This is a genomic window from Streptomyces sp. NBC_00029 (assembly GCF_045160505.1).
In the GTDB taxonomy this organism is placed as follows: domain Bacteria; phylum Actinomycetota; class Actinomycetes; order Streptomycetales; family Streptomycetaceae; genus Streptomyces.
Genome location: NZ_CP108292.1, coordinates 7,117,915 through 7,140,537 on the forward strand (window position 1 = coordinate 7,117,915; position 22,623 = coordinate 7,140,537).

The following is a 22,623-nucleotide window of genomic DNA, read 5'->3' on the forward strand; positions in this document are numbered from 1 at the left end:
GGCTACTTCCCCTGTTCCTTCAGCGTGGGGCGGCCGGGCTGCTCGCCGCCGCGCTCCTTGATGTACGTCTCGGTCGGGACCATCACCTTGCGCCGGAAGACGCAGACGAGGGTGCCGTCCTGCTTGTAGCCCTTGGTCTCCACGTAGACGATCCCGCGGTCGTTCTTCGACTTCGACGGGGTCTTGTCGAGGACCGTGGTCTCGCCGTAGATCGTGTCGCCGTGGAAGGTCGGCGCCACGTGCCGCAGGGACTCGATCTCCAGGTTGGCGATGGCCTTCCCGGAGACGTCCGGCACGGACATGCCGAGCAGCAGTGAGTAGATGTAGTTGCCCACGACCACGTTCTTGCCGAAGTCCGTGGTGTTCTCGGCGTAATTGCTGTCCATGTGGAGCGGGTGGTGGTTCATGGTCAGCAGACAGAAGAGGTGGTCGTCGTACTCGGTGACCGTCTTCCCGGGCCAGTGCTTGTAGACCGCCCCGACCTCGAACTCTTCGTACGTGCGTCCGAACTGCATGGCGGTCAGGCCTCCGGGATCTCGAACTTGGTGGTGCGCTGCATGCCCGCGGCGCGGCCCTTGCCCGCGATGACCAGGGCCATCTTGCGGCTGGCCTCGTCGATCATCTCGTCGCCGAGCATCGCGGAGCCCTTCTTGCCGCCGGCCTCCGAGGTGCACCAGTCGTACGCGTCGAGGATCAGCTCGGAGTGGTCGTAGTCCTCCTGGGAGGGGGAGAAGACCTCGTTGGCCGCGTCGACCTGACCCGGGTGCAGGACCCACTTGCCGTCGAAGCCCAGCGCCGCCGCCCGGCCGGCCACCTCGCGGTAGGCGTCCACGTCGCGGATCTGGAGGAAGGGGCCGTCGATCGCCTGGAGGTTGTGCATGCGGGCCGCCATCAGGATCCGCATCAGGATGTAGTGGTAGGCGTCCGCGCCGTAGCCGGGCGGCTGCATGCCCACGACCAGGGACTTCATGTTGATCGAGGCCATGAAGTCGGCCGGGCCGAAGATGATGGTCTCCAGGCGCGGCGAGGCGGCGGCGATCTCGTCGACGTTCACCAGGCCCTTGGCGTTCTCGATCTGTGCCTCGATGCCGATCTTGCCGACCTCGAAGCCCATGGTCTTCTCGATCTGGGTCAGCAGGAGGTCGAGCGCCACGACCTGCTGGGCGTCCTGGACCTTCGGCAGCATGATGCAGTCGAGGTTCTGGCCGGCGCCCTCGACGACCGTGATGACGTCACGGTAGGTCCAGTGGGTGGTCCAGTCGTTGACGCGCACGACGCGGGTCTTGCCGGTCCAGTCGCCGTTGTTCAGCGCGTCCACGATCGTGTGGCGGGCGCCTTCCTTGGCGAGCGGCGCGCAGGCGTCCTCCAGGTCCAGGAAGACCTGGTCGGCCGGCAGGCCCTGGGCCTTCTCCAGGAACCGCGGGTTCGAGCCGGGCACCGCGAGGCAGGAGCGACGCGGGCGAAGGCGGTTCACCGGGTGGACTGGCGTGGTCATGCGGGGACCTCCGTGCTTGCAACGAGTGCGTTGTCGATATCGAGGGGAGCGAGCTTGTTGGCCTTGCGGATCTCGTCGACGATACGGCCGATGATCTCCGTGATGCCGAAGTCCTTCGGCGTGAAGACCGCGGCGACACCCGCGGCCTTCAGCGTCACGGCGTCGGCGTTCGGAATGATGCCTCCGACGATGACCGGGATGTCACCCGCCCCCGCCAGCCGCAGGCGTTCCAGGACGTCCGGGACGAGAGCGCTGTGCGAGCCGGACAGGATGGACAGTCCCACGCAGTGCACGTCCTCGGCCAGCGCCGCGGAGGAGATCTCCTCCGGCGTCAGCCTGATGCCCTGGTAGACCACCTCGAAGCCGGCGTCGCGGGCCCGGACTGCGATCTGCTCGGCGCCGTTGGAGTGCCCGTCGAGGCCGGGCTTGCCGACCAGCAGGCGCAGCCGGCCCGAGCCGAGCTCGTCGGCCGTACGGGAGACCTTCTCGCGGACCTCGTGCATCGGCGTGCCGGGCTCGGCGGTGACGGCCACCGGGGCCGAGGAGACCCCGGTCGGGGCGCGGAACTCGCCGAACACCTCGCGCAGGGCGCTGGACCACTCGCCGGTGGTGACACCCGCGCGGGCGCACTCCAGCGTGGCCTCCATGAGGTTCTCGGTGCCCGCCGCGGCCTCCTTGAGGCGTTCCAGCGCCTGCTGGGTGGTGGGGAAGACGAACGGGTCGCCGTTCCCCTGGCGGTCCGAGGACTCCTGGCGCTCGGCGCGCCAGCGGCCGATGCGCTCCACGGTCAGCGCCTCCACGGCGCCGTCGACCGTCATGATGGCGCCGTCCAGGTCGGACGTGAGCGGGTTCTCCTCGGTCTGCTGGAAGCAGTTGACGCCGACGATCTTGTCCTCGCCGGCCTCGATCCGCGCCCGGCGTTCGGCGTGCGAGGCGACCAGCTCGCCCTTCAGGTACCCGGACTCGACGGCCGCCATGGCGCCGCCCATCTCCTGGATCCGGTCGATCTCGGCCAGGCAGTCGGCGACCAGGGAGTCGACTTTGGCTTCGATGACGTGGGATCCGGCGAAGATGTCCTCGTACTCCAGCAGGTCGCTCTCGTGCGCCAGGACCTGCTGGATGCGCAGCGACCACTGCTGGTCCCAGGGCCGGGGCAGGCCCAGCGCCTCGTTCCAGGCGGGCAGCTGCACGGCTCGGGCGCGGGCGTCCTTGGAGAGGGTGACCGCGAGCATCTCCAGCACGATGCGCTGGACGTTGTTCTCGGGCTGGGCCTCGGTCAGTCCCAGGGAGTTGACCTGGACGCCGTAACGGAAGCGACGCTGCTTCGCGTTCTCGATGCCGTACCGCTCCTTGGTGACCTTGTCCCAGATGCGGCCGAAGGCGCGCATCTTGCACATTTCCTCGATGAAGCGGACGCCCGCGTTCACGAAGAAGGAGATGCGGGCGACGACCTCGCCGAAGCGCTCCTCGGGCACCTGGCCCGAGTCGCGCACCGAGTCGAGGACCGCGATCGCCGTGGACATCGCGTACGAGATCTCCTGGACCGGGGTGGCCCCGGCCTCCTGGAGGTGGTACGAGCAGATGTTGATCGGGTTCCACTTGGGGATGTGGTTGACCGTGTAGGCGATCATGTCCGTCGTCAGCCGCAGGGACGGCCCCGGCGGGAAGACGTGCGTCCCGCGCGAGAGGTATTCCTTGACGATGTCGTTCTGGGTGGTGCCCTGGAGCTGGGCGATGTCCGCGCCCTGCTCCTCGGCGGCCACCTGGTAGAGCGCCAGCAGCCACATGGCCGTGGCGTTGATCGTCATCGAGGTGTTCATCTGTTCCAGGGGAATGTCCTGGAACAGCCTCCGCATGTCGCCCAGATGGGAGACCGGGACCCCGACCCGGCCCACCTCGCCGCGGGCGAGGATGTGGTCGGGGTCGTAGCCGGTCTGCGTCGGCAGGTCGAACGCGACCGACAGGCCGGTCTGGCCCTTGGCGAGGTTGCGGCGGTACAGCTCGTTGGACGCCTCGGCCGTGGAGTGGCCGGCGTACGTCCGCATGAGCCACGGACGGTCCTTCTGGCGCTCTGTCATCTCAGGCTGTCCCTTAGGCCTTTGAACGGTCTCAGACGTTGCGGAAGCGGTTGATGGCGTCGAGGTGCTTGGCGCGCATCTCGTGGTCGCGGACGCCCAGGCCCTCCTCGGGGGCCAGCGCGAGGACGCCGACCTTGCCCTGGTGGAGGTTGCGGTGGACGTCGTAGGCGGCCTGGCCGGTCTCCTCCAGGGAGTAGACCTTCGACAGGGTGGGGTGGATCTTGCCCTTGGCGATCAGGCGGTTGGCCTCCCACGCCTCGCGGTAGTTGGCGAAGTGCGAGCCGACGATCCGCTTCAGCGACATCCACAGGTAGCGGTTGTCGTACTGGTGCATGTAGCCCGAGGTCGAGGCGCAGGTGGTGATGGTGCCGCCCTTGCGGGTGACGTACACCGAGGCGCCGAAGGTCTCGCGGCCCGGGTGCTCGAAGACGATGTCGATGTCCTCGCCGCCGGTCAGCTCGCGGATCTTGGAGCCGAAGCGCTTCCACTCGCGCGGGTCCTGGGTGTGCTCGTCCTTCCAGAACTTGTAGCCCTCGGCGTTGCGGTCGATGACCGCGGTGGCGCCCATGGCCCGGCAGATGTCCGCCTTCTCGGGGCTGGAGACCACGCAGACCGGGTTGGCGCCGCCGGCCAGCGCGAACTGGGTGGCGTAGGAGCCGAGGCCGCCGCTGGCGCCCCAGATCAGGACGTTGTCGCCCTGCTTCATGCCGGCGCCGTTCTGGGAGACCAGCTGGCGGTAGGCCGTGGAGTTGACCAGACCGGGGGAGGCGGCCTCCTCCCAGCTCAGGTGGTCGGGCTTGGGCATCAGCTGGTTCGACTTGACCAGGGCGATCTCGGCCAGGCCGCCGAAGTTGGTCTCGAAGCCCCAGATGCGCTGCTCGGGGTCGAGCATCGTGTCGTTGTGGCCGTCGGAGGACTCCAGCTCGACCGAGAGGCAGTGCGCCACGACCTCGTCGCCCGGGTTCCAGGCGTTGACGCCGGGGCCGGTGCGCAGGACGACGCCCGCGAGGTCGGAGCCGATGACGTGGTAGGGCAGGTCGTGGCGCTTGGTCAGCTCGGACAGGCGCCCGTAGCGCTCCAGGAAGCTGAAAGTGGAGACCGGCTCGAAGATCGAGGTCCACACGGAGTTGTAGTTGACCGAGGAGGCCATAACGGCGACCAGGGCCTCGCCCGGGCCCAGCTCCGGCACCGGGACGTTGTCCAGGTGGAGGGACTTGCGCGGGTCCTTCTCGCGTGTCGTCAGCCCCGCGAACATCTCCGCCTCGTCCTTGTGCACGGTGATCGCGCGGTACGAGTCGGGCAGCGGCAGCGCTGCGAAGTCTGCGGCGGTGGCGGACTGCGACTGAATCGCGTCCAGGATGTCCTTCACGGTGAGCCTCCGGCTAGCGCTGATGAGGGTGCGCTGAGGTAAACGGGGTGCGTGGTGCGGTGTGGTGTGTGCCGTCGGTCCGGCTGGTGCGATGCTGCTGGGCTACGCCCGTGGTGAGGCGCGCGGTGCCTGGTGACGCAGGCAATCCGGGGCGCGTTCCACGCCGTGTGGGCGTGGGTCGCGGGGACATCCGGACGACTTCAACGTATGGCACCCCGTGTCACCCGGCAAGGCACCGCGTGCCAAAACTTTCTCTCATTTGCCGATTGACCTGCACCGATGAGCGATGATCGATCAAAGTTACCTGCGAGTAGGGGCAAGCCGGACAAACGAAAGCGGCCGCCCCCGGTACGGGAGCGGCCGCTGTGACCCTTGGCACCTCCCAGCGGTAGCCGGGGGAGTCGCGCGTGGTGCTTCTCGGCTACTTCGGGCGCAGGGCCTCTTCGATGGTCCGCATGACCTCGTCCAGCGGAGCGTCCGTGCGGGCCACCGCCACCAGCACCTCGCCCTGCGTACGGACGGCCGCCGGCGCGGCCGGCGCCGCACCCAGGGTGCGGCCCGCGCCGATGCCCGAGCCGAAGGTGTTCCGGACGATCGAGAAGGCGTGGTCCAGCTGCGCCTCCACGTCCCCCTGGCCGCCCGCCCGCAGCCAGCGCCGCAGGACGTGGTTGTGGGCGGTGACGACCGCCGAGGCGGCCACCTCGGCCAGCAGCGGATCGTCATTGCCGTCGTGGTGATCGGTCTCGTCGAAGTGGGCCAGCAGATAGCGTGTGAACAGCCGCTCGTACCGGGCCACCGAGGCGATCTCCCGCTCCCGCAGCGCCGGTACCTCGCGGGTCAGCCGGTAGCGCTCCACCGACACCGCCGGCGAGGCGGCGTACATCTTCATGACTTCCTTGATCCCGCGGCACACCGTGTCGAGCGGGTGCTCGTGCGCCGGGGCGACGTCCAGGACGGCCTCGGCGCGGGTCAGGGTGTCGTCGTGGTCCGGGAAGATCGCCTCTTCCTTGGACCGGAAGTGCCGGAAGAAGGTCCGGCGCGCCACACCGGCGGTCGCCGCGATCTCGTCGACCGTCGTCGCCTCGTACCCCTTGGTCGCGAAGAGCTCCATGGCCGCGGCGGCGAGCTCGCGGCGCATCTTGAGCCGCTGCGCGGCCGCCTTGGTGCCGGCCGGACTCTCGGGTGTGTCGGAGGCCGTGGCGGCGCGGGGCGAGGTCTTGGCGGGCTGGGACATAGAGCGAAAGTACTTCATTCGTGCAGGGGAGCGCGCCTGCGGGGGGTGGGAGAGGGGTGGATGCGGGGGAGAGCCCGCACTGGGCTCGTGAGGGTTGGCCCGCCGTGAGGGTCCGGCGGGCCCGAGCAGCCCTCCCCACGCATCCGGCTCGTGGCCCGACGGATTACCGGCGGGCGGCGTACTCACGGAATCCGCGGCCGGTCTTCCGGCCCAGGCAGCCCGCCGCCACCAGGTGCTCCAGCAGCGGGGACGGGGCCAGGCCCGGGTCGCGGAACTCCGCGTGCAGGACCTTCTCGATGGCCAGCGACACATCGAGCCCGACCACGTCGAGGAGCTCGAACGGCCCCATCGGGTAGCCGCCGCCCAGCTTCATCGCGGCGTCGATCTGGTCGATGTCGGCGTAGTGCTGCTCGACCATCTTGATCGCGTTGTTGAGGTACGGGAACAGCAGCGCGTTCACGATGAAGCCGGCCCGGTCGCCGCAGTCCACGGGGTGCTTGCGCACCTTGACGCAGATCTCGCGGACCGTGGCGTGCACGTCGTCGGACGTCAGGACGGTCCGGACCACCTCGACCAGCTTCATCGCCGGGGCCGGGTTGAAGAAGTGCATGCCGATCACGTCCTCGGGACGCGAGGTCACGCGGGCGATCGCGATGACCGGCAGCGAGGAGGTGGTCGTGGCCAGCACCGCGCCCGGCTTGCAGACCTTGTCCAGGGAAGCGAACAGCTCCTGCTTGACCGCCAGGTCCTCGGCGACGGCCTCCACGGCCAGGTCCACCTCGGCGAAGGCGTCCAGCGAACCGGCCGGAGTGATCCGCTCCAGGGTCTGCGCGGCGCCCTCCTCGGTCAGGCGGCCCTTGGACACCGCACGGCCCAAGGACTTCCCGATCGCGGCCTTGGCGGCCTCGGCCTTCTCCTGGCTGCGGGCGGCGAGCACCACGCTGTAGCCGGCCTGCGCGAAGACCTGGGCGATTCCGCTCGCCATCGTCCCGGAGCCGGCCACACCGACGGAGGCGACGGGGCGGCCCGCGCCGATGAGGGACCCGTCGAGCGGGGTCTGGAGGTCGCGGACGATCACCGGGCTGCCCGCGGTCTCGTACGTGTAGAAGCCGCGGCCGGACTTCTGGCCGGTGAGGCCGGCCTCGGCGAGCTGGCCCAGGATCGGGGCCGGGGCGTGCAGCCGGTCGCCGGAGGAGGCGTACATGGCCTCCAGGACGGTGCGGGCGGTGTCCACGCCGATCAGGTCGAGCAGCGCGAGCGGGCCCATGGGCAGGCCGCAGCCGAGCCGCATCGCCGCGTCGATGTCCTCGCGGGAGGCGTACCGGGCCTCGTACATCGCGGCGGCCTGGTTGAGGTAGCCGAAGAGCAGGCCGTCGGCGACGAAGCCGGGCCGGTCGCCGACCGGGACGGGCTCCTTGCCGAGCTCGCGGGCCAGCTGGGTGACCGCCTCGACGGCCGGCGGGGCGGTCAGGACGCAGGAGACGATCTCGACCAGCTTCATCGCGGGCGCCGGGTTGAAGAAGTGCAGGCCCAGCACCCGCTCGGGGCGCAGGGACTCGGCGGCCATCCGCGTGACCGACAGGGCGTTGGTGCCGGTCGCCAGGATGGTGTCGGGCCGGACGATCGCGTCGAGCTCGCGGAACACCTGCTGCTTGATCTCGTACGACTCGGGCACGACCTCGATGACGAGGTCGGCCTCGGCGGCCGCGCCCAGGTCGGTGAACGTGCGGAAGCGGGCGAGCACGTCGGCCCGCTCCTGCTCGGTGAGCAGCTCCCGGGTGACGGAGCGGGCGGTGGCCGAGGCGAGGGCGGCCGCGGCCCGGTGGGCGGCGGCCTCGCTGATGTCGATGCCGATGACCTCGCGGCCGGACCGGGCGAGGACCTCGGCGATGCCGGTGCCCATCGTGCCGAGGCCGACGACGGCGATGGTCTGCAGGGTGGGGTGACTGGACTGACGGTCCATCGAGGGACTCCAGTGGAAGAGGGTGACGACTGAGGGGCGCGCGGCGCACGGCGCGCGCGGATGCCGTACGGAAGAGCCGTGCGGTGGAAGGCCCGGGGTGAGGGGGCCGAGGGGAGCAGCCCTCGGGGAGCGGGTCCCCGGGGCGAGAACGGCGGAACCCTGTCCCGGGGTCACGCCGTGGATACGAACCGACCGACACGAGGCGGCTGCGTCACCAGGCCGCCCTCGTACGTTGTTGCAACGACAGTAACTCGCCGGTAACTGGTGCGCCATAGCGCGGAGATGTGACCTGTACCGCCCAAATGTACCGATCATCGATCATCGATCAACCGGCTGTCGCCGATGTCCCGAAACCGGCGCGGCGACCGCTGTGTCCCCCTAGGGTGGCCGGGTGAACGACGTGCTGGAGCGCCTGCGGGCGGAGGCGGGACCGTCACCCGAGTACGAGGTGCTGCTCACGGCCGCCCCCGACGGCCTGGCCGCCTCCCTGACCTCGTCCGGACTGCCCCTGTGGGCCCGCGAACTGGCCGCGTACCGGCTGGGCCTCGCGGGAGACCGGCGCGCCTTCGAAGCCCTCGTCCTGCTCCTCAACCACCGCGACCCGGCCCGCTGCGCGGCCGCCGCCGAGGCGCTGGCCGTCCTGGACGACCCGCGCACCGCCCGAGCCGCCGCGGCGCTCGCCACCAACAGCCTGCGCACGGCCTACGCCCTGCAGCCCGTGCGCCTGCTCACCGCCCTGCGCGCCCCCGAATCCGTACCGGCCCTGATGGCCACCCTGGGGCGGCTGCTGTCCCCGCACGACCCGTACTGGCGCGTGGCCCTGGCCTGCGTCGAGGGGCTCGGCGCCCTCGCCGACCCCCGCGCCCGCGAACTGCTCACCCGCGCCCAGTCCCACCCCCGGCTCGCGGTGGCGGCGACGGCCGCGCTGCGCGGACTGGGCTGAGGGCCCGTACGGGATCACCCGACGGGCCCGGCGGCCGCTCGGCCCGGGCCGTCGCGGAGGTCAGCCCCGGAAGCCGAGCAGGCCGTGCAGGGCCGCGCCGCCCGCCGAGGCCGGCACGGCGCGGGTGGCCGTGGACGGCTTCGGGGCCGCCTGCGCGGGGCAGGTGGCGTCCGAGGCCCTGCCCGTCGTCAGGTAGGCCGCCACCTTGTCGTCCAGGCACTTGTTGCCGCTCAGGGCGATGCCGTGATTGCCGCCGCCCTCCTCGACCACCAGGGCCGAACCCGACAGCTTGTCCCGCATGCTGAGCGCCCCCTCGAAGGGGGTCGCCGCGTCCTCCGTCGCCTGGAGCAGGAGGGCGGGCGGCAGGTCCGCATTGGTGACGTCCGGGGCCTGCAGCGACTCCGTCGGCCAGAACGCGCACGGGGCGTTGTACCAGGCGTTGTTCCAGGTCATGAACGGCGCCTTGGCGTGGGTGCTCCACATGTCCGCACGCCACTGGTTCCAGTCCTTCGGCCAGGCGGAGTCCCGGCACTGGACCGCCGTGTAGACGCTGTAGCCGTTGCCCGCGGAGGGCTCCACCGCGCCGAACCGCTCGTAGGCGGCCACCAGCGGCTTCGGGTCCTTGCCCACCGAGAACGCCGCGAAGGCCTCGGCGAGGTTCGGCCAGTAGCCGTTGTAGTAGCCGCCGGGCATGAAGGTGTCCTCCAGCTCCGCCGGGCCCACCTTGCCGCCCGCCGGGGTCTCGCGCAGCGCGTCCCGCATCGCGTACCAGCGCCGCTCCACCGTCGCCGGGTCGGTGCCTAGCCGGTAGGTGGCGTCGTACTGCGCGACCCAGGCCAGGAAGGCCTTGTGGCGGGCGTCGAAGGCGAGGTCCTGGGCGAGGTTGTCCTCGTACCAGACCCCGCCCGGGTCGACCACGGAGTCCAGGACGAGCCGGTGCACGCGGCCCGGGTGGAGCTTGGCGTACACCGCGCCCAGATAGGTCCCGTAGGAGTAGCCGAAGTAGCTGATCCGCTCGGCGCCGAGGGCGGTGCGAAGCGCCTCGATGTCCTTGGCGGCCGAGACGGTGTCGATGTACGGCAGCACGTCCGCGTGCTTGGTGCCGCAGGACTCGGCGAAGGACCGGACCCGGTCCAGGTTGGCCCGCTCGGTCGCTTCGTCCATGGGGACCGAGTCCGGCCGGGCGGGCTTGAAGTGGCCGGCAGCGCAGTCCAGGGCGGGCTCGCTCTTGCCGACGCCCCGGGGATCGAAGCCGATCACGTCGTACTGGGCGGCCACTTCCTTGGGCAGGGCGGAGGCGATGTACCCGGCCAGGCTGCGGCCGCTGCCGCCCGGGCCGCCGGGGTTGACCAGCAGGGGGCCCTGGGAGGTGGGGCCGGTGTGGGGGACCCGGGTCAGGGCCAGGGTGATCTGGCGCCCGCCGGGCCGTGCGTGGTCGAGGGGCACCTTGAGGGACGCGCACTGCAGCGTGGGGTACCGCGGGGTCGTGCAGCCGGTCCAGCGCAGCGCCGCACTGGCCGGCGCCGGTGCGGCCGGACCGGCCGGTGCGGCCGTGACCGGGGTCGCGAGGGCGGCGGCGACGGTGGCGGCGACGGTGGAGATCGACAGCAGGACAGCGGCGCGCTTCTTCAAGGGGTGGAGCATGAGGCCTCCCAGCCGAGGGTTCTGGGCGGAATCGTCCCGGAAACCGCGCCCGGAAGGCGGGATTGCGCCGCCTATTGGCCCGATGTGATGACCGTTCAGGCGACGCCGGCCGTCACAGGAGGCTGAGCTGGGTGGCTCCGGCGGGCCCGGAGCCCTCCGGGCGCTCCGGGGTGACGATCCGGCGCGGCGCGCCCCGCCGCCCCGGACCGATGCCGAATTCGGCCGCCAGTTCGTGGACTTGGCGGGTGATCCGGCGCTGGTACCAGGTGGGCGCGTACGAACCGCCCGCGTACATCCGCTCGTACCGGGGGACCAGGTGGGGGTGGTGGGCGCCCAGCCATGCCGTGAACCACTCGCGCGCCCCCGGCCGCAGATGGAGTACCAGGGGTGTCACGGAGGTCGCGCCGGACTCGGCCACGGCGCGCACGGTCGCGCGCAGCTGCTCCGGGGAGTCCCCGAGGAAGGGGATCACCGGGGCCATCAGTACCCCGCACTCGATCCCGGCATCGGTCAGGGCCCGTACGGCGCCCAGCCGGGCGGCGGGGGAGGGGGTGCCCGGCTCGACGGTGCGCCAGAGGCCGGGGTCGGTGAAGCCGACGGAGACCGAGATGCCGACCTCGGTGACCTCGGCGGCCTCCTGAAGGAGGGGGAGGTCGCGCAGGATCAGCGTGCCCTTGGTGAGGATCGAGAAGGGGTTGGCCCGGTCGCGCAGCGCCTCGATGATCCCGGGCATCAGCCGGTAGCGGCCCTCTGCCCGCTGGTAGCAGTCGACGTTGGTCCCCATGGCGATGTGCGCGCCGCTCCAGCGGGGCGAGCCGAGCTCGCGGCGCAGCAGTTCGGGGGCGTTGGTCTTGACGACGATCTGGGAGTCGAAGCCGAGGCCGGTGTCGAGGTCGAGGTAGCTGTGGGTCTTGCGGGCGAAGCAGTAGACACAGGCGTGGCTGCATCCCCGGTACGGGTTCACGGTCCATTCGAACGGCATGCGCGAGGCGCCGGGCACCCGGTTGACGATCGACTTGGCGCGTACCTCGTGGAAGGTGATCCCCCGGAACTCGGGGGTGTCGATGGTGCGGGTCACGACGGCCCCGGCCCCGAACAGCGCGGCCGGCCCCGCGGATCCCTCGGTCAGGTTCTCCCAGCGCATGAGGCGCCTCCCTCGGTAGCTCTGGCGCCGAGAATAGAACAAACGTTCCCATGATCGTGCGGGTCGAAATCCCTTTGATCGCATCTGAGCGGGTGTGCGATCTTCCGGCCATGGCTGGAATGCGGATCGTGGTGTGCCTCCCCGGCGACGCCCGGACCAGGCTCGACGAGGCTCTCGCCGAGGCGATGGCCCCCTTCGAGATCGACTTCACCCGGGGCGAGGACTTGGACATCTGGGATGGGTGGGGCATCTGCGGCAACGGCACCCACCGCGACGGACTCCAGCTGTCGCCGGGGTACGAGGACGACCCGCGGATCGTGCGCGACCGCAGCGATGAGGGCGTGCCCGGATGGTGCGCGGGCGGGCCCCGTGAGGCGATGGCCTTCGCCGGGATCCGGGCCGAGGCGCGGGACACCGCCCGGGCCGCATGGGACCTGTGGCGGGAGCTGTCCCGGAGCCACCCGCCGGCCGAGCCGCGCCGCGTGGTGGCGGGCACGCCGTGGCGTACTTCGCAGGAGTGCGGGGCCGGGCACCTGGCCGACGAGGAGGCGAGGGCGGCGTTCGACGCCCAGCCGCTGGTCGCCGCCTACCGGGAGGGTGTGGCCGCCCTGCTGGAGGCCCGCCGCGGGTACGACCTCGGCGGGTTCCTCCAGGGAGGAGCCGCCGCCGAGACCGTCGGCCGGACCGGCCGGGAGGAGTTCGCCGCCGCGGAGAGCGCCGGGACCCCTTCGCACCGGCACGTGCTCACCCTCGACGGCTGGTGGTACGGCGAGGACGACCCCGCCGTCCACGGCGCCTGCGACGGCCCGGACGTCTGCGTCCATCGCCCGCCCCTGCCCGGGCCCCGGCAGACCGCCACGGCCAGGTACTTGGAGGAGCTGCCCGGGGACACGCTCCTGGTCAAGCTCCGCTGCCACGTCTGACCCGGATTTGGGCGCCCGGCCCGGAGGTGGTTGGCTTCGCCGTGACGAGCGATCACAACTGCTGGAGGAACAGCTATGGCGCAGGTCGAGGCCACCACGGAGCGGATCATCGCGGCCGACGCGGAGACCGTGTTCGACGCGCTGGCGGACTACACCGGGACCCGCGGGAAGGTGCTGCCCGAGCACTTCAGCGAGTACGAGGTGCGCGAGGGCGGCGACGGCGAGGGCACCCTGGTGCACTGGAAGCTCCAGGCCACCAGCAAGCGCGTGCGCGACTGCCTGCTCGAGGTCACCGAGCCCACCGACGGCCAGCTGGTGGAGAAGGACCGCAACTCCTCCATGGTCACCACCTGGACCGTCACCCCCGCGGGCGAGGGCAAGTCCAGGGCCGTGGTCAGCACCGTGTGGAACGGCGCCGGCGGCATCGGCGGCTTCTTCGAGCGCACCTTCGCGCCCAAGGGCCTCGGCCGGATCTACGACACCCTGCTCGAGAACCTGGCCACCGAAGTGGAGCGCTGAGCAACGGCGTTGACGGTGGGGCCGGGGCAGCGGCCTCACCGGATCGGGTGAACCGGGAGACCGCCCGCCCCCGCGGGCCGCGCGCCGCGCCGGAGCGCGAGCCCCCGGCCGCGGGGCACCTCGGCGGCTAGGGTGGGCACCCTGAGCGCAACCGACCGCCCGGGGGCCCGATGAAGATCCTCATCTCCGCCGACATGGAAGGCGCCACCGGCGTCACCTGGCCCGCGGACGTGCTGCCCGGAACCCCGCAGTGGGAGCGCTGCCGCGCGATGTTCACCTCGGACGTGAACGCCGCCGTACTCGGCTTCTACGACGGCGGAGCCGACCGGGTCGTCATCAACGAGGCGCACTGGACCATGCGCAACCTGCTCCTGGAGAAGCTCGACGCCCGCGCCGAGATGATCACCGGCCGCCACAAGACGCTCTCCATGGTCGAGGGCGTCCAGCACGGCGACGTCGACGGCATCGCCTTCGTCGGCTACCACACCGGCGCCGGCTCCGAAGGGGTCCTCGCCCACACCTACCTCGCCAACTCCATCACCGGAGTCTGGGTCAACGGGGTGCGCGCCAGCGAGGGGCTGCTGAACGCCCACGTCGTCGCCGAGTACGGGGTCCCCGTCATCCTGGTCACCGGCGACGACCTCACCTGCGTCGACGCCGCCGGATACGCCCCCGGAGCGGCCACCGTCGCCGTCAAGGACCACATCTCGCGCTACGCCGCCGTGTGCCGGACCCCGGCCCGCACCGCCGCCGACATCCGGGCCGCCGCCAAGGAGGCCACCGCCCTCGCCGTGCGCCACGAACCGGTCCGCGGCGGCCCCTTCACCGTGGAGCTGGAGTTCGACGCCGCGCACCTGGCCATGTCCGCGACGGTCGTCCCGGGCGTGGAGCGGAGCGGCGAGCGCAGGGTCGCCTACGCCGGCGAAACGATGTACGAGGCGATCCGCGCCTTCAAAGCGGTCACGACGGTCGTCTCGGCGGCCGTGGAGGAGCAGTATGGCTGACATGTGCGCAATCAACACCGAGGCCCCCGCCGGCGCCGTCGACACCGCGGACGCGGTGGACGCGCTGGCCCTCGACGAGGCCGTCGAGTTCACCTCCGGCCTCATCAGGATCGACACCACCAACCGGGGCGGCGGCGACTGCCGCGAGCGCCCCGCCGCCGAATACGTCGCCGAACGGCTCGCCGCCGCCGGCCTGGAGCCGGTCCTGCTGGAGCGCACCCCGGGCCGCACCAACGTGGTCGCCCGGATCGAGGGCACGGACCCGTCCGCCGAGGCCCTCCTCGTCCACGGGCACCTCGACGTGGTCCCGGCCGAGGCCGCCGACTGGAGCGTGGACCCCTTCTCCGGCGAGGTGCGGGACGGCGTGGTCTGGGGGCGCGGCGCCGTCGACATGAAGAACATGGACGCGATGGTGCTGGCCGTCGTACGGGCCTGGGCGCGCGCGGGAGTCAAGCCGCGCCGGGACATCGTGATCGCCTACACCGCCGACGAGGAGGACAGCGCGGTCGACGGCTCCGGCTTCCTCGCCGACCACCACCCGCACCTCTTCGAAGGCTGCACCGAGGGCATCAGCGAGTCGGGCGCCTTCACCGTGCACACCGGCCCCGGCGGCCGCTCCCTCTACCCGATCGCGGCCGGGGAGCGCGGCACCGCCTGGCTGAAGCTGACCGCGCACGGCACCGCCGGGCACGGCTCCAAGCCCAACCGGGCCAATGCCGTCAGCCGGCTCGCCGCCGCCGTCGCACGGATCGGCGAGTACGAATGGCCGGTCCGGCTCACCGACACCGTCACCGCATGCATCACCGAACTCGCCGTCCTGCAGGGCCTGTCGGTGGACCCGGACCGGCCGGACGCCGACCTCGACGAGCTCCTCGACCGGCTCGGTCCGGCCGCCGCCCTGGTCCGGGCGACCGTCCGCAACAGCGCCAACCCGACCATGCTCAGAGCCGGTTACAAGCTCAACGTGATCCCTGAGCACGCCACCGCCTACGTCGACGGCCGGACCGTCCCCGGCGGCGAGGCCGAGTTCGCCGCCACCCTCGACGCCCTCACCGGCCCCGACGTGCGCTGGGAGTTCCACCACCGGGAGGTCGCCCTACAGGCCCCCGTGAACGGGCGGACGTACGGGATCCTGCGCGAATCGGTCGAGCGTTTCGACCCGGCCGGGCACGTGGTCCCCTTCTGCATGGCGGGCGGCACCGACGCCAAGCAGTTCTCCCGCCTCGGCATCACCGGCTACGGCTTCTCGCCGCTGAAGCTGCCGCCCGGCTTCGACTACTGGGCCCTCTTCCACGGCGTGGACGAGCGGGTACCCGTCGACGCCCTGCACTTCGGCGTCCGCGTCCTCGACCGCGCGCTGCGGACCCTGTGAGCGGGGCCCGGTGATGACCACGACGACCCGGCCCTACGGAAGCTGGCCCTCACCCATCGACGCGGCCCTCGCCGCCTCGCTCGACGGGCGGCCCGAATACCTCGGCACGGTCGGCCCCGAGGTGTGGTGGACCGAGCCGCGGCCCCAGGAGGAGGGCCGCCGCACCCTGGTGCGCCGCCGCCTCGTCGACGGCGGGCCCGAGATCACCGAACTGCCCGCCCCGTGGAACGTGCGCAGCCGCGTCACCGAATACGGCGGCCTGCCCTGGGCCGGGGCGCAGCGGCCCGCCGACGGACCCCTGCTGGTCTTCGTCCACTTCGCCGACCAGCGGCTGTACGCGTACGAGCCCGACGCGCCCGGCAGCCCCGGGCCGCGGCCCCTGACCCCGCTCTCCCGGACCGGCGGCGGCCTGCGCTGGGCCGACCCGGTGCTGCGCGGCGACGAGGTCTGGTGCGTGCTGGAGGAGTTCACCGGGCCCGCGCCGACCGATGTGCGCCGGGTGGCGGCCGCCGTACCGCTGGACGGCTCGGCGGCCGGGAACCGGGCCGCCGTGAGGGAGCTGACGGACGACCGGTACCGGTTCACCACCGGGCCACGGCTCTCCCCGGACGGGCGGCGCGCCGCCTGGCTGGCGTGGGACCACCCCCGCATGCCCTGGGACGGTACCGAGCTGAGGGTCGCCGAGGTCACCGAGGATGGACACCTGGCCGACCCCCGGACCGTGCTCGGCGGCCCCGACGAGGCCGTCGCCCAGGTCGAGTGGACGGCCGAGGGGACCCTCCTCGCGGTCAGCGACCGCGGCGGCTGGTGGAACCCGTACAGCGTGGACCCGCGGACCGGCTGGGCGATCAACCTCTGCCCGAGGGAGGAGGAGTTCGGCGGCCCGCTGTGGAAGCCGGGGCTGCGCTGGCTCGCGCCGCTCCCGGGGGACACACCGCACACCGCGGGATCGGGGGCCGGCCTCGTCGCCGTCCTGCACGGGCAGGGCTCCCCGGTGCTGGGCATCCTCGACCCGGAAAGCGGCGACCTGGTGGACGCCGCCGGACCGTGGACCGCCTGGCAGCCGACCCTCGCCGTGCACGGCACCCGCGTCTACGGGGTCGCCGCCAGCCCGCGCAGCGCCTACGAGGTGGTCGAGCTGGACACCGCCACCGGGCACGCCCGGGCGGTCGGCGCGCAGCGCCCGGACCCGGTGGACCCCGCCTACTACCCGGAGCCGCAGAGCCGCACCTTCCTCGGCCCCGACAACCGGCAGATCCACGCGCACGTCTACCCGCCGCACCACCCGGCCTGCAGGGCCGCCGCCGACGAACTGCCCCCCTACGTGGTCTGGGCGCACGGCGGCCCCACCGACCACGTGCCGCCCGTACTCGACCTGCACATCGCGTACTTCACGTCGCGCGGCATCGGCGTGGTCGAGGTGAACTACGGCGGGTCCACCGGCTACGGCCGGGCCTACCGGGAGCGGCTGCGCGAGCAGTGGGGCGTGGTGGACGTGGAGGACTGCGCTGCGGTGGCGCGTGCGCTGGCCGCCGAGGGCACCGCCGACCCCGCCCGGCTCGCCATCCGCGGCGGCAGCGCGGGCGGCTGGACGGCGGCGGCCTCGCTGGCCGCCACCGACCTGTACGCCTGCGCCGCGATCATCTATCCGGTGCTGGACCTGCTCGGCTTCGCCGAGGAGACCCACGACCTCGAATCCCGCTACATCGACGGCCTGGCCGGGCCGCCGCAGACCCTCGCCGTGGTGAACCGCGAGCGCTCGCCGGTGGCCCGGGCCGACGGGATCACCGCCCCGTTCGTCCTCCTCCAGGGACTGGAGGACCCGGTCTGCCCGCCGGCCCAGGCGGAGCGGCTGCTGGACGCCCTGCGGGGCCGGCCGGTGCCGCACGCGTACGTGACCTTCGAGGGCGAGGGCCACGGCTTCCGGCGGGCCGACACCATGATCCGTGCGCTGGAGGCCGAACTGTCGCTGTACGGACAGGTCTTCGGCATCGAACGCACCGATGTCCCGCGGCTGGAGCTGGCACTGGAGGTCTGACGGGGGAGTGCTGCCGATCAGGCCCGGGCGCGGAGGTGGTGGGTGCGGTCGCTCGTGCGCAGCCACACCTGCAGCGGGCCGATCGCGGTGAAACCGGCCCGGAGCGCCGCCTCCAGGTCCTCCCCGTGCTCGTAGCCGACCACGTCCAGGTCCGGCCACCGGGCGGACACCGCGGCGAGGACCCCCGCCCAGGCGGCGTCCGTACCGGCCGCGCTCTCGTCCCGGGCGAACAGGTTGGAGACGCCGGCCACGCCCCCGCCGGTGCTCGCGACGGCCCCGGCGACGATCCGCCCCCCGGCGCGGCCGGCCAGGAAGACGACGTCCTTGCCGAGCAGGGACGGAGGGAACAGCCTGCCGGCCCTGCCGTGCTCGTCGGCCTCGTCGCTCTCGTCGCCGTCGAAGGCGGCCTCCCAGGCGGCCAGTTCCCCGGCGCCCGAGACCTCGGACCACTCCGGACCGGACGGCCCCGCCTCCGGGAGCCGCGCCCCGGCCGGACGGTGGATCCACTGCGCCGCGATCAGCACCTCGAAGCCGTCCCCGGCCAGGTCGAGGCCGGCGAAGCTGTCCTTCACCGAGCAGCCGGGGGAGTCGGTGTCCATCCGCAGCAGCACGCTCTTCGCCGATGCGGACGGCTCCAGGGTCACCGCGTCGGGATACATCGGCGGAGTCCGCTCCGGGCTGACCCACAGGTGCTCGTCGTACTGCGGGGCGAGACCGTGCGCACGGCAGACCGCGTCGCACCACTCGGCGTTGTTCAGCGCGGCCCGCAGGAGCAGCGTCCTTCTCGCGTCGTCCATGATCACGCCGGTGATCGTGTCACACGCCTCGCGGTGGCGTGCAGGACCGGTAGCACGCCCCCTGCGCGCCCACGGGCGCGGGCGCTGGGCCGTCGCCGTGGAAATGACGGGCCCGGAGGGGCCGCATCGCCCAGGATGAGGGGATGCGAACCCTCGTGCTCCTCGACGCTCCCTCCAACCTCGGCCTGCGTCCGCCCGCACCCGGCGTCGTACCGGGCGTCTACAAGCTCGCCGGGGCGCTGCGCGAGCAGGGCCTGCTGGCCCGGCTCGGCGCCCGTGAGGGCGGGGTGGTGGTACCGCCGCGGTACGACCGCGGCGACTGGCGGGAGGGCGACGGCGTGTTCCACGCCGAGGCCCTGGCCGCGTACACCGTCACCCTCGCCGACCGGATCGAACGGCACCTGCGGGCGGGGGAGTTCCCCGTCGTGCTCGGCGGTGACTGCTCCATCCAGCTCGGCGCCGCACTCGCGATGCGCCGCCTCGGGCGCTACGGACTGGCCGCGATCGACGGCTCCGCCGACTTCCGCCACCCCGGCAACACGGCCGTGAACGGGCCGGTCGGCGCGGCCGGCGGCGAGGAGCTCGCCCTCTCCACCGGCCGCGGCCAGGCCGACCTCTGTGACCTGGAAGGCCGCTCGCCGTACCTGCGGGACGAGGACGTGCGGCTCTTCGGGCTGCGGGACGGCGACCCGGACCTCACCGAGCTCCGTGCGGCCGGGATCTCCGCGGCCACCGTCGGCGAGATCCGCCGCCGCGGCGCCGGTCCGGTGGCGCGGGCGGCGCTGGACGGCCTGCACCCGCCGGACACCGCCGGGTTCTGGGTGCACCTGGACGCCGACGTGCTGGACCCGGCCGTCATGCCGGCCGTGGACAGCCCCGACCCCGGCGGCCTGGTCCCCGACGAACTGGCCGAACTGCTCGCCGTGTTGGTGGGCTCCCCGCGCTGCGCCGGGCTCAACGTCACCATCTATGACCCGGACCTGGACCCGGACGGACGCGCGGGCGCCCTCCTGGCCGACCTCGTCGCGGGAGCCTTCGCCTAGGTGTCCCGGGGCGCCCGGGCGCCCCGGGCGGCCTTTGCGTAATCCTGACCGGTGGTCCTCCGCTGAACCCCTGTGCACCGGCCGCCGTGGCGTGTTCCATTTCCCTCATGGCCACCACCGTCCGCCGCGCCGTACTGACCCTCCCCGCAGCCCCGTTGGGCGCGGACAACCCACTGCCCGCCCTCCGCGCGCCCGACGACCTGCACGTACTGGACGAGCGCGCCCGCGAGGGGATGCCGCGCGACATGGTGCGGCAGATCGGGTACGAGCCGCTGCGCTCGCTGCTGCCCGTAAGGATCCGCGACGGGTACGGACGGGAGCGCACGGAGCAGGAGTTCGAGTCGGTCGTCATCGAGAACGAGCACCTGCGGGTCACCGTGCTTCCGGGCCTCGGCGGGCGCGTGCACTCGCTCGTGCACCTGCCGACCGGGCGGGAACTCCTCTACCGCAACCCGGTGTTCCAGCCCGCCAACTTCGCACTCAACGGCGCCTGGTACTCCGGCGGCATCGAGTGGAACACCGGCGCGACCGGACACACCACCCTCTCCTGCGCCCCGCTGCACGCCGCGTTCGTCCCGGCCCCCGACGGGGGCGTGATGGTCCGGCTGTGGGAGTGGGAGCGCCTGCGCGACCTGCCCTTCCAGGTGGACCTGTGGCTGCCGGAGGATTCGGAGTTCCTCTACGTCGGCGTCCGCGTCCGCAACCCGCACGAGCGCCCCGCCCCCGTCTACTGGTGGTCCAACATCGCCGTCCCGGAGGACGCGGGCACCCGTGTGCTCGCTCCCGCCGACGAGGCCTGGCACTTCGGGTACGAGCGCACCCTGCGCCGCATCCCCGTACCGGAGTGGGAGGGTGCGGACCGTACGTACCCGCTGCGCGGCGAGTACCCGGCCGACTTCTTCTACGAAGTGGAGGGCGGCGCCCGGCCCTGGATCGCCTCGCTCGACGCGACCGGGCACGGGCTCGTGCAGACCTCCACCGCGCTGCTGCGCGGGCGCAAGCTGTTCGTGTGGGGCGCGGGCCGAGGCGGCCGGCGCTGGCAGGAGTGGCTCACCGAGCCCGGCACCGGCGGCTACGCGGAGATCCAGGCCGGGCTGGCCCGGACCCAGCTGGAGCACGTACGGCTGGAGGGCGGCGCGGAGTTCAGCTGGCTGGAGGCGTACGGGCCGTTGTCGGCCGATCCGGCGCAGGTGCACGGCGCGGACTGGGCCGCGGCCCGCGGCGCGGCCGAGGGCGCCCTGGACGCCGTACTGCCCCGGAAGCGGGTGGACGCGGCCTACGAGGCGTGGCGCGGCTGCGCCGACGCCGAACCGGGGGAGCGGCTGGCGCAGGGCTCGGGCTGGGGGGCCCTGGAGGTGCTGCGCGGGGGCATCGAGCTGCCGGGCACCCCCTTCGGTGAGGCCACGCTCGGCGAGGAGCAGGAGCCCTGGCTCGCACTGTGGCGCACCGGGGTGCTGCCGGCTCCCCGGCGGGTGGTCCCGCCGGGGCCGAGCCTGGTCGCCGCGCACTGGCGGGACATGCTGGAGACGGCGCCGGCGGATCCGCTGACGGAGTACCACTTGGGCGTGGCCCAGTGGCACGCCGGTGACGTGGCCCAGGCGGTACGCAGCTGGGAGCGCGGGCTGGCGCTGGCCCCCTCGCGGTGGCCGCTGCTGAGGTGCCTGGCGGCGGCGGACGCCCTGGCCGGGGACCTGCCGCGGGCGGCCGACGGATTCGCGGCGGCCTTCGAGGACCTGGTCGTGGAGAGCCGCGGGGACGAGCCGTGGACGGCCGCGGAGTCGGCGCTCGGCCAGGAGGCGATGGCCGCCCTCCTCGCGGCGGGCCGGCTGCCCGAGGCCCGCGCCGTCTGGGACCGGCTCCGGCCCGCCCTGCGCGAGCGGGGCCGCTTCCGGCTGCTCGCGGCCCGGCTGCTCGCGGCGGAGGGCCATGTGCGGGCGGCCCGCCGGGTCTTCGAGGACGGCTTCGAACTCCCGGACCTGCGGGAGGGCGAGGAGACCCTCGCCGAGGCCTGGTCCGCCCTCACGGACTGCCCGCTGCCCGCGCGCTACGACTTCCGGATGCGGCCGCCGGGCCCCCGAACACACACCTGAGCCGTGTCCCGCCGCCCGGACGGAGGGACGGAGGGACGGCGGGACGGCGGGACCTTTGGGTCAGGCCCGGCACAGGATCTCGGCGTTCAGGACCGAGAACCAGGCGTCCGGGTCCTTGCCCCACGTGTGCCAGGCGTCGGCGACGGCCGCCAGGTCCTCGGCCGTGGTGTGGCCGCCGCCGGTGGCGACGGACGCGTACGCCGAGGACTGCGTACGGTCCGCCCACAGCGACGACCACCAGTCGGTGTCCGCCGGGGTGGCGAAGCACCAGGCCGTCGCCGACGAGGTCACGTCCGTGAAGCCGGCCCGCCGGGCCCAGGCACGCAGGTGGCGGCCCGCGTCCGGTTCGCCGCCGTTGGCGCGGGCCACCCGCCGGTACAGGCCCAGCCAGTCGTCCAGGCCCGGGGAGGCCGGGTACCAGGTCATCGCCGCGTAGTCGGCGTCGCGCGCGGCCACGATCCCGCCCGGCCGGCACACCCGCCGCATCTCGCGCAGCGCCTGCACCGGGTCGCCGACGTGCTGCAGCACCTGGTGGGCGTGGACCACGTCGAAGGAGTCGTCCGGGAAGTCCAGCGCGTGGACGTCGGCGGTCGCGAAGGTCACCGTGGCGCCCAGGCCGCGCTCCCCGGCGTACGCGCGAGCCTGCTCCAGGACGTCCCCGGCGGCGTCCACGGCGGTGACCCGGCCGCCCGGGGCGACCAGTTCGGCCAGGTCCGCGGTGATCGTCCCCGGGCCGCAGCCGACGTCCAGCACCCGCATGCCGGGGCGCAGCTCGCCGATCAGGTACGCGGCGGAGTTCTCGGCGGTGCGCCAGCGGTGCGAGCGCAGGACCGACTCGTGGTGGCCGTGCGTGTAGACGGCGTTCTCCTTGGCGGCGTTCATGGCCGGACCCCTCTTCGTCTCGTCGTCGAAGCGCTGGTCCCACCGTAGGTGATCAGTTCGTCATCCGAGACAGCCGTTTTGAAAT

At 72.8% G+C, this 22,623-nt stretch carries 18 protein-coding genes; 8 read left to right on the forward strand and 10 right to left on the reverse strand.

The features are described 5' to 3' along the window. Window positions 1-2: 2 nt before the first annotated feature. The 6 genes from OG753_RS32965 to OG753_RS32990 all read right to left on the reverse strand — a co-directional run bounded on the left by OG753_RS32965 (window position 3) and on the right by OG753_RS32990 (window position 8,139). A complete protein-coding gene (locus OG753_RS32965) occupies window positions 3-515 on the reverse strand; it encodes a MaoC family dehydratase (protein WP_030010163.1) in 513 nt (170 codons plus the stop codon). Window positions 516-520: 5 nt separating this feature from the next. Beyond that, window positions 521-1,495: a CoA ester lyase gene (locus tag OG753_RS32970; protein WP_327265232.1), complete on the reverse strand. Its 975-nt coding sequence runs from the start codon at window positions 1,493-1,495 to the stop codon at window positions 521-523. After that, window positions 1,492-3,573 carry a protein meaA gene (locus tag OG753_RS32975; RefSeq protein WP_327265233.1) on the reverse strand — a complete coding sequence of 694 codons (2,082 nt, stop codon included), beginning with the start codon at window positions 3,571-3,573 and terminating at the stop codon, window positions 1,492-1,494. Before OG753_RS32975 ends, OG753_RS32970 begins: the two co-directional genes overlap by 4 nt. Window positions 3,574-3,604: 31 nt before the next feature. After that, window positions 3,605-4,942 carry a crotonyl-CoA carboxylase/reductase gene (ccrA, locus tag OG753_RS32980; protein ID WP_327265234.1) on the reverse strand — a complete coding sequence of 446 codons (1,338 nt, stop codon included), beginning with the start codon at window positions 4,940-4,942 and terminating at the stop codon, window positions 3,605-3,607. Window positions 4,943-5,363: 421 nt separating this feature from the next. Further along, window positions 5,364-6,176, reverse strand: coding sequence for a TetR family transcriptional regulator (locus tag OG753_RS32985; RefSeq protein ID WP_327265235.1), 813 nt, complete (start codon window positions 6,174-6,176; stop codon window positions 5,364-5,366). Window positions 6,177-6,339: 163 nt separating this feature from the next. Next, the gene (locus tag OG753_RS32990) at window positions 6,340-8,139 is read right to left on the reverse strand and encodes a 3-hydroxyacyl-CoA dehydrogenase family protein (RefSeq protein ID WP_405791182.1); all 1,800 of its coding nucleotides are present in this window, start codon (window positions 8,137-8,139) and stop codon (window positions 6,340-6,342) included. A 391-nt stretch (window positions 8,140-8,530) separates the two neighbouring features. Between OG753_RS32990 and OG753_RS32995 the strand changes: the two genes are divergently transcribed. Further along, window positions 8,531-9,082, forward strand: a complete 552-nt coding sequence (locus OG753_RS32995) for an adenylosuccinate lyase (RefSeq protein ID WP_327265237.1) — start codon at window positions 8,531-8,533, stop codon at window positions 9,080-9,082. 60 nt (window positions 9,083-9,142) lie between these two features. Here the strand turns inward: OG753_RS32995 and OG753_RS33000 are convergent, their stop codons facing one another. Further along, the gene (locus OG753_RS33000) at window positions 9,143-10,726 is read right to left on the reverse strand and encodes an alpha/beta hydrolase (protein WP_405791183.1); all 1,584 of its coding nucleotides are present in this window, start codon (window positions 10,724-10,726) and stop codon (window positions 9,143-9,145) included. Window positions 10,727-10,838: 112 nt separating this feature from the next. Next, window positions 10,839-11,870 carry an Rv2578c family radical SAM protein gene (locus tag OG753_RS33005; RefSeq protein ID WP_327265239.1) on the reverse strand — a complete coding sequence of 344 codons (1,032 nt, stop codon included), beginning with the start codon at window positions 11,868-11,870 and terminating at the stop codon, window positions 10,839-10,841. A 110-nt stretch (window positions 11,871-11,980) separates the two neighbouring features. Between OG753_RS33005 and OG753_RS33010 the strand changes: the two genes are divergently transcribed. The 5 genes from OG753_RS33010 (at window position 11,981) to OG753_RS33030 (ending at window position 17,726) form a co-directional block, all read left to right on the forward strand. After that, window positions 11,981-12,793, forward strand: coding sequence for a hypothetical protein (locus OG753_RS33010; protein ID WP_405791184.1), 813 nt, complete (start codon window positions 11,981-11,983; stop codon window positions 12,791-12,793). A 75-nt stretch (window positions 12,794-12,868) separates the two neighbouring features. Next, window positions 12,869-13,312: an SRPBCC family protein gene (locus OG753_RS33015; protein WP_327265241.1), complete on the forward strand. Its 444-nt coding sequence runs from the start codon at window positions 12,869-12,871 to the stop codon at window positions 13,310-13,312. A gap of 170 nt (window positions 13,313-13,482) precedes the next feature. Beyond that, window positions 13,483-14,316 (forward strand): M55 family metallopeptidase, encoded by an 834-nt coding sequence (locus OG753_RS33020; RefSeq protein ID WP_327265242.1) that lies wholly within the window; start codon window positions 13,483-13,485, stop codon window positions 14,314-14,316. A gap of 1 nt (window position 14,317) precedes the next feature. Next, window positions 14,318-15,688 carry a M20/M25/M40 family metallo-hydrolase gene (locus OG753_RS33025; protein WP_327265243.1) on the forward strand — a complete coding sequence of 457 codons (1,371 nt, stop codon included), beginning with the start codon at window positions 14,318-14,320 and terminating at the stop codon, window positions 15,686-15,688. A 13-nt stretch (window positions 15,689-15,701) separates the two neighbouring features. Continuing rightward, on the forward strand, window positions 15,702-17,726 hold the full coding sequence (locus OG753_RS33030; RefSeq protein WP_405791185.1) for a prolyl oligopeptidase family serine peptidase: 2,025 nt from the start codon (window positions 15,702-15,704) through the stop codon (window positions 17,724-17,726). A gap of 17 nt (window positions 17,727-17,743) precedes the next feature. On the opposite strand, the gene OG753_RS33035 is transcribed toward OG753_RS33030, so the two are convergent. Continuing rightward, the gene (locus OG753_RS33035; RefSeq protein WP_405792896.1) at window positions 17,744-18,523 is read right to left on the reverse strand and encodes a hypothetical protein; all 780 of its coding nucleotides are present in this window, start codon (window positions 18,521-18,523) and stop codon (window positions 17,744-17,746) included. Window positions 18,524-18,666: 143 nt separating this feature from the next. Here OG753_RS33035 and OG753_RS33040 point away from each other — a divergent pair, with 143 nt between their 5' ends. Together OG753_RS33040 and OG753_RS33045 are read left to right on the forward strand one after the other, a co-directional pair. Beyond that, entirely contained in the window at window positions 18,667-19,566 is a 900-nt protein-coding gene (locus tag OG753_RS33040; protein WP_327265245.1) for an arginase family protein, read from the forward strand. A 107-nt stretch (window positions 19,567-19,673) separates the two neighbouring features. Continuing rightward, window positions 19,674-21,656 (forward strand): DUF5107 domain-containing protein, encoded by a 1,983-nt coding sequence (locus tag OG753_RS33045; protein WP_405791186.1) that lies wholly within the window; start codon window positions 19,674-19,676, stop codon window positions 21,654-21,656. 60 nt (window positions 21,657-21,716) lie between these two features. Here the strand turns inward: OG753_RS33045 and OG753_RS33050 are convergent, their stop codons facing one another. Then, the gene (locus tag OG753_RS33050) at window positions 21,717-22,538 is read right to left on the reverse strand and encodes a methyltransferase domain-containing protein (protein WP_327265247.1); all 822 of its coding nucleotides are present in this window, start codon (window positions 22,536-22,538) and stop codon (window positions 21,717-21,719) included. Window positions 22,539-22,623 lie beyond the last annotated feature (85 nt).

Bases quoted from the DNA above. Each gene is read 5' to 3' on its own strand.
- OG753_RS32975 (WP_327265233.1), bottom strand. From the start codon at position 3,573: ATGACAGAGCGCCAGAAGGACCGTCCGTGGCTCATGCGGACGTACGCC.
- OG753_RS33050 (WP_327265247.1), bottom strand. From the start codon at position 22,538: ATGAACGCCGCCAAGGAGAACGCCGTCTACACGCACGGCCACCACGAG.
- OG753_RS33015 (WP_327265241.1), top strand. From the start codon at position 12,869: ATGGCGCAGGTCGAGGCCACCACGGAGCGGATCATCGCGGCCGACGCG.
- OG753_RS33025 (WP_327265243.1), top strand. From the start codon at position 14,318: ATGTGCGCAATCAACACCGAGGCCCCCGCCGGCGCCGTCGACACCGCG.
- OG753_RS33005 (WP_327265239.1), bottom strand. From the start codon at position 11,870: ATGCGCTGGGAGAACCTGACCGAGGGATCCGCGGGGCCGGCCGCGCTG.
- OG753_RS33030 (WP_405791185.1), top strand. From the start codon at position 15,702: ATGACCACGACGACCCGGCCCTACGGAAGCTGGCCCTCACCCATCGAC.
- OG753_RS33000 (WP_405791183.1), bottom strand. From the start codon at position 10,726: ATGCTCCACCCCTTGAAGAAGCGCGCCGCTGTCCTGCTGTCGATCTCC.
- OG753_RS33020 (WP_327265242.1), top strand. From the start codon at position 13,483: ATGAAGATCCTCATCTCCGCCGACATGGAAGGCGCCACCGGCGTCACC.
- OG753_RS32970 (WP_327265232.1), bottom strand. From the start codon at position 1,495: ATGACCACGCCAGTCCACCCGGTGAACCGCCTTCGCCCGCGTCGCTCC.
- OG753_RS33040 (WP_327265245.1), top strand. From the start codon at position 18,667: ATGCGAACCCTCGTGCTCCTCGACGCTCCCTCCAACCTCGGCCTGCGT.
- OG753_RS32965 (WP_030010163.1), bottom strand. From the start codon at position 515: ATGCAGTTCGGACGCACGTACGAAGAGTTCGAGGTCGGGGCGGTCTAC.
- OG753_RS32985 (WP_327265235.1), bottom strand. From the start codon at position 6,176: ATGTCCCAGCCCGCCAAGACCTCGCCCCGCGCCGCCACGGCCTCCGAC.
- OG753_RS33010 (WP_405791184.1), top strand. From the start codon at position 11,981: ATGGCTGGAATGCGGATCGTGGTGTGCCTCCCCGGCGACGCCCGGACC.
- OG753_RS33035 (WP_405792896.1), bottom strand. From the start codon at position 18,523: ATGGACGACGCGAGAAGGACGCTGCTCCTGCGGGCCGCGCTGAACAAC.
- OG753_RS33045 (WP_405791186.1), top strand. From the start codon at position 19,674: ATGGCCACCACCGTCCGCCGCGCCGTACTGACCCTCCCCGCAGCCCCG.
- OG753_RS32990 (WP_405791182.1), bottom strand. From the start codon at position 8,139: ATGGACCGTCAGTCCAGTCACCCCACCCTGCAGACCATCGCCGTCGTC.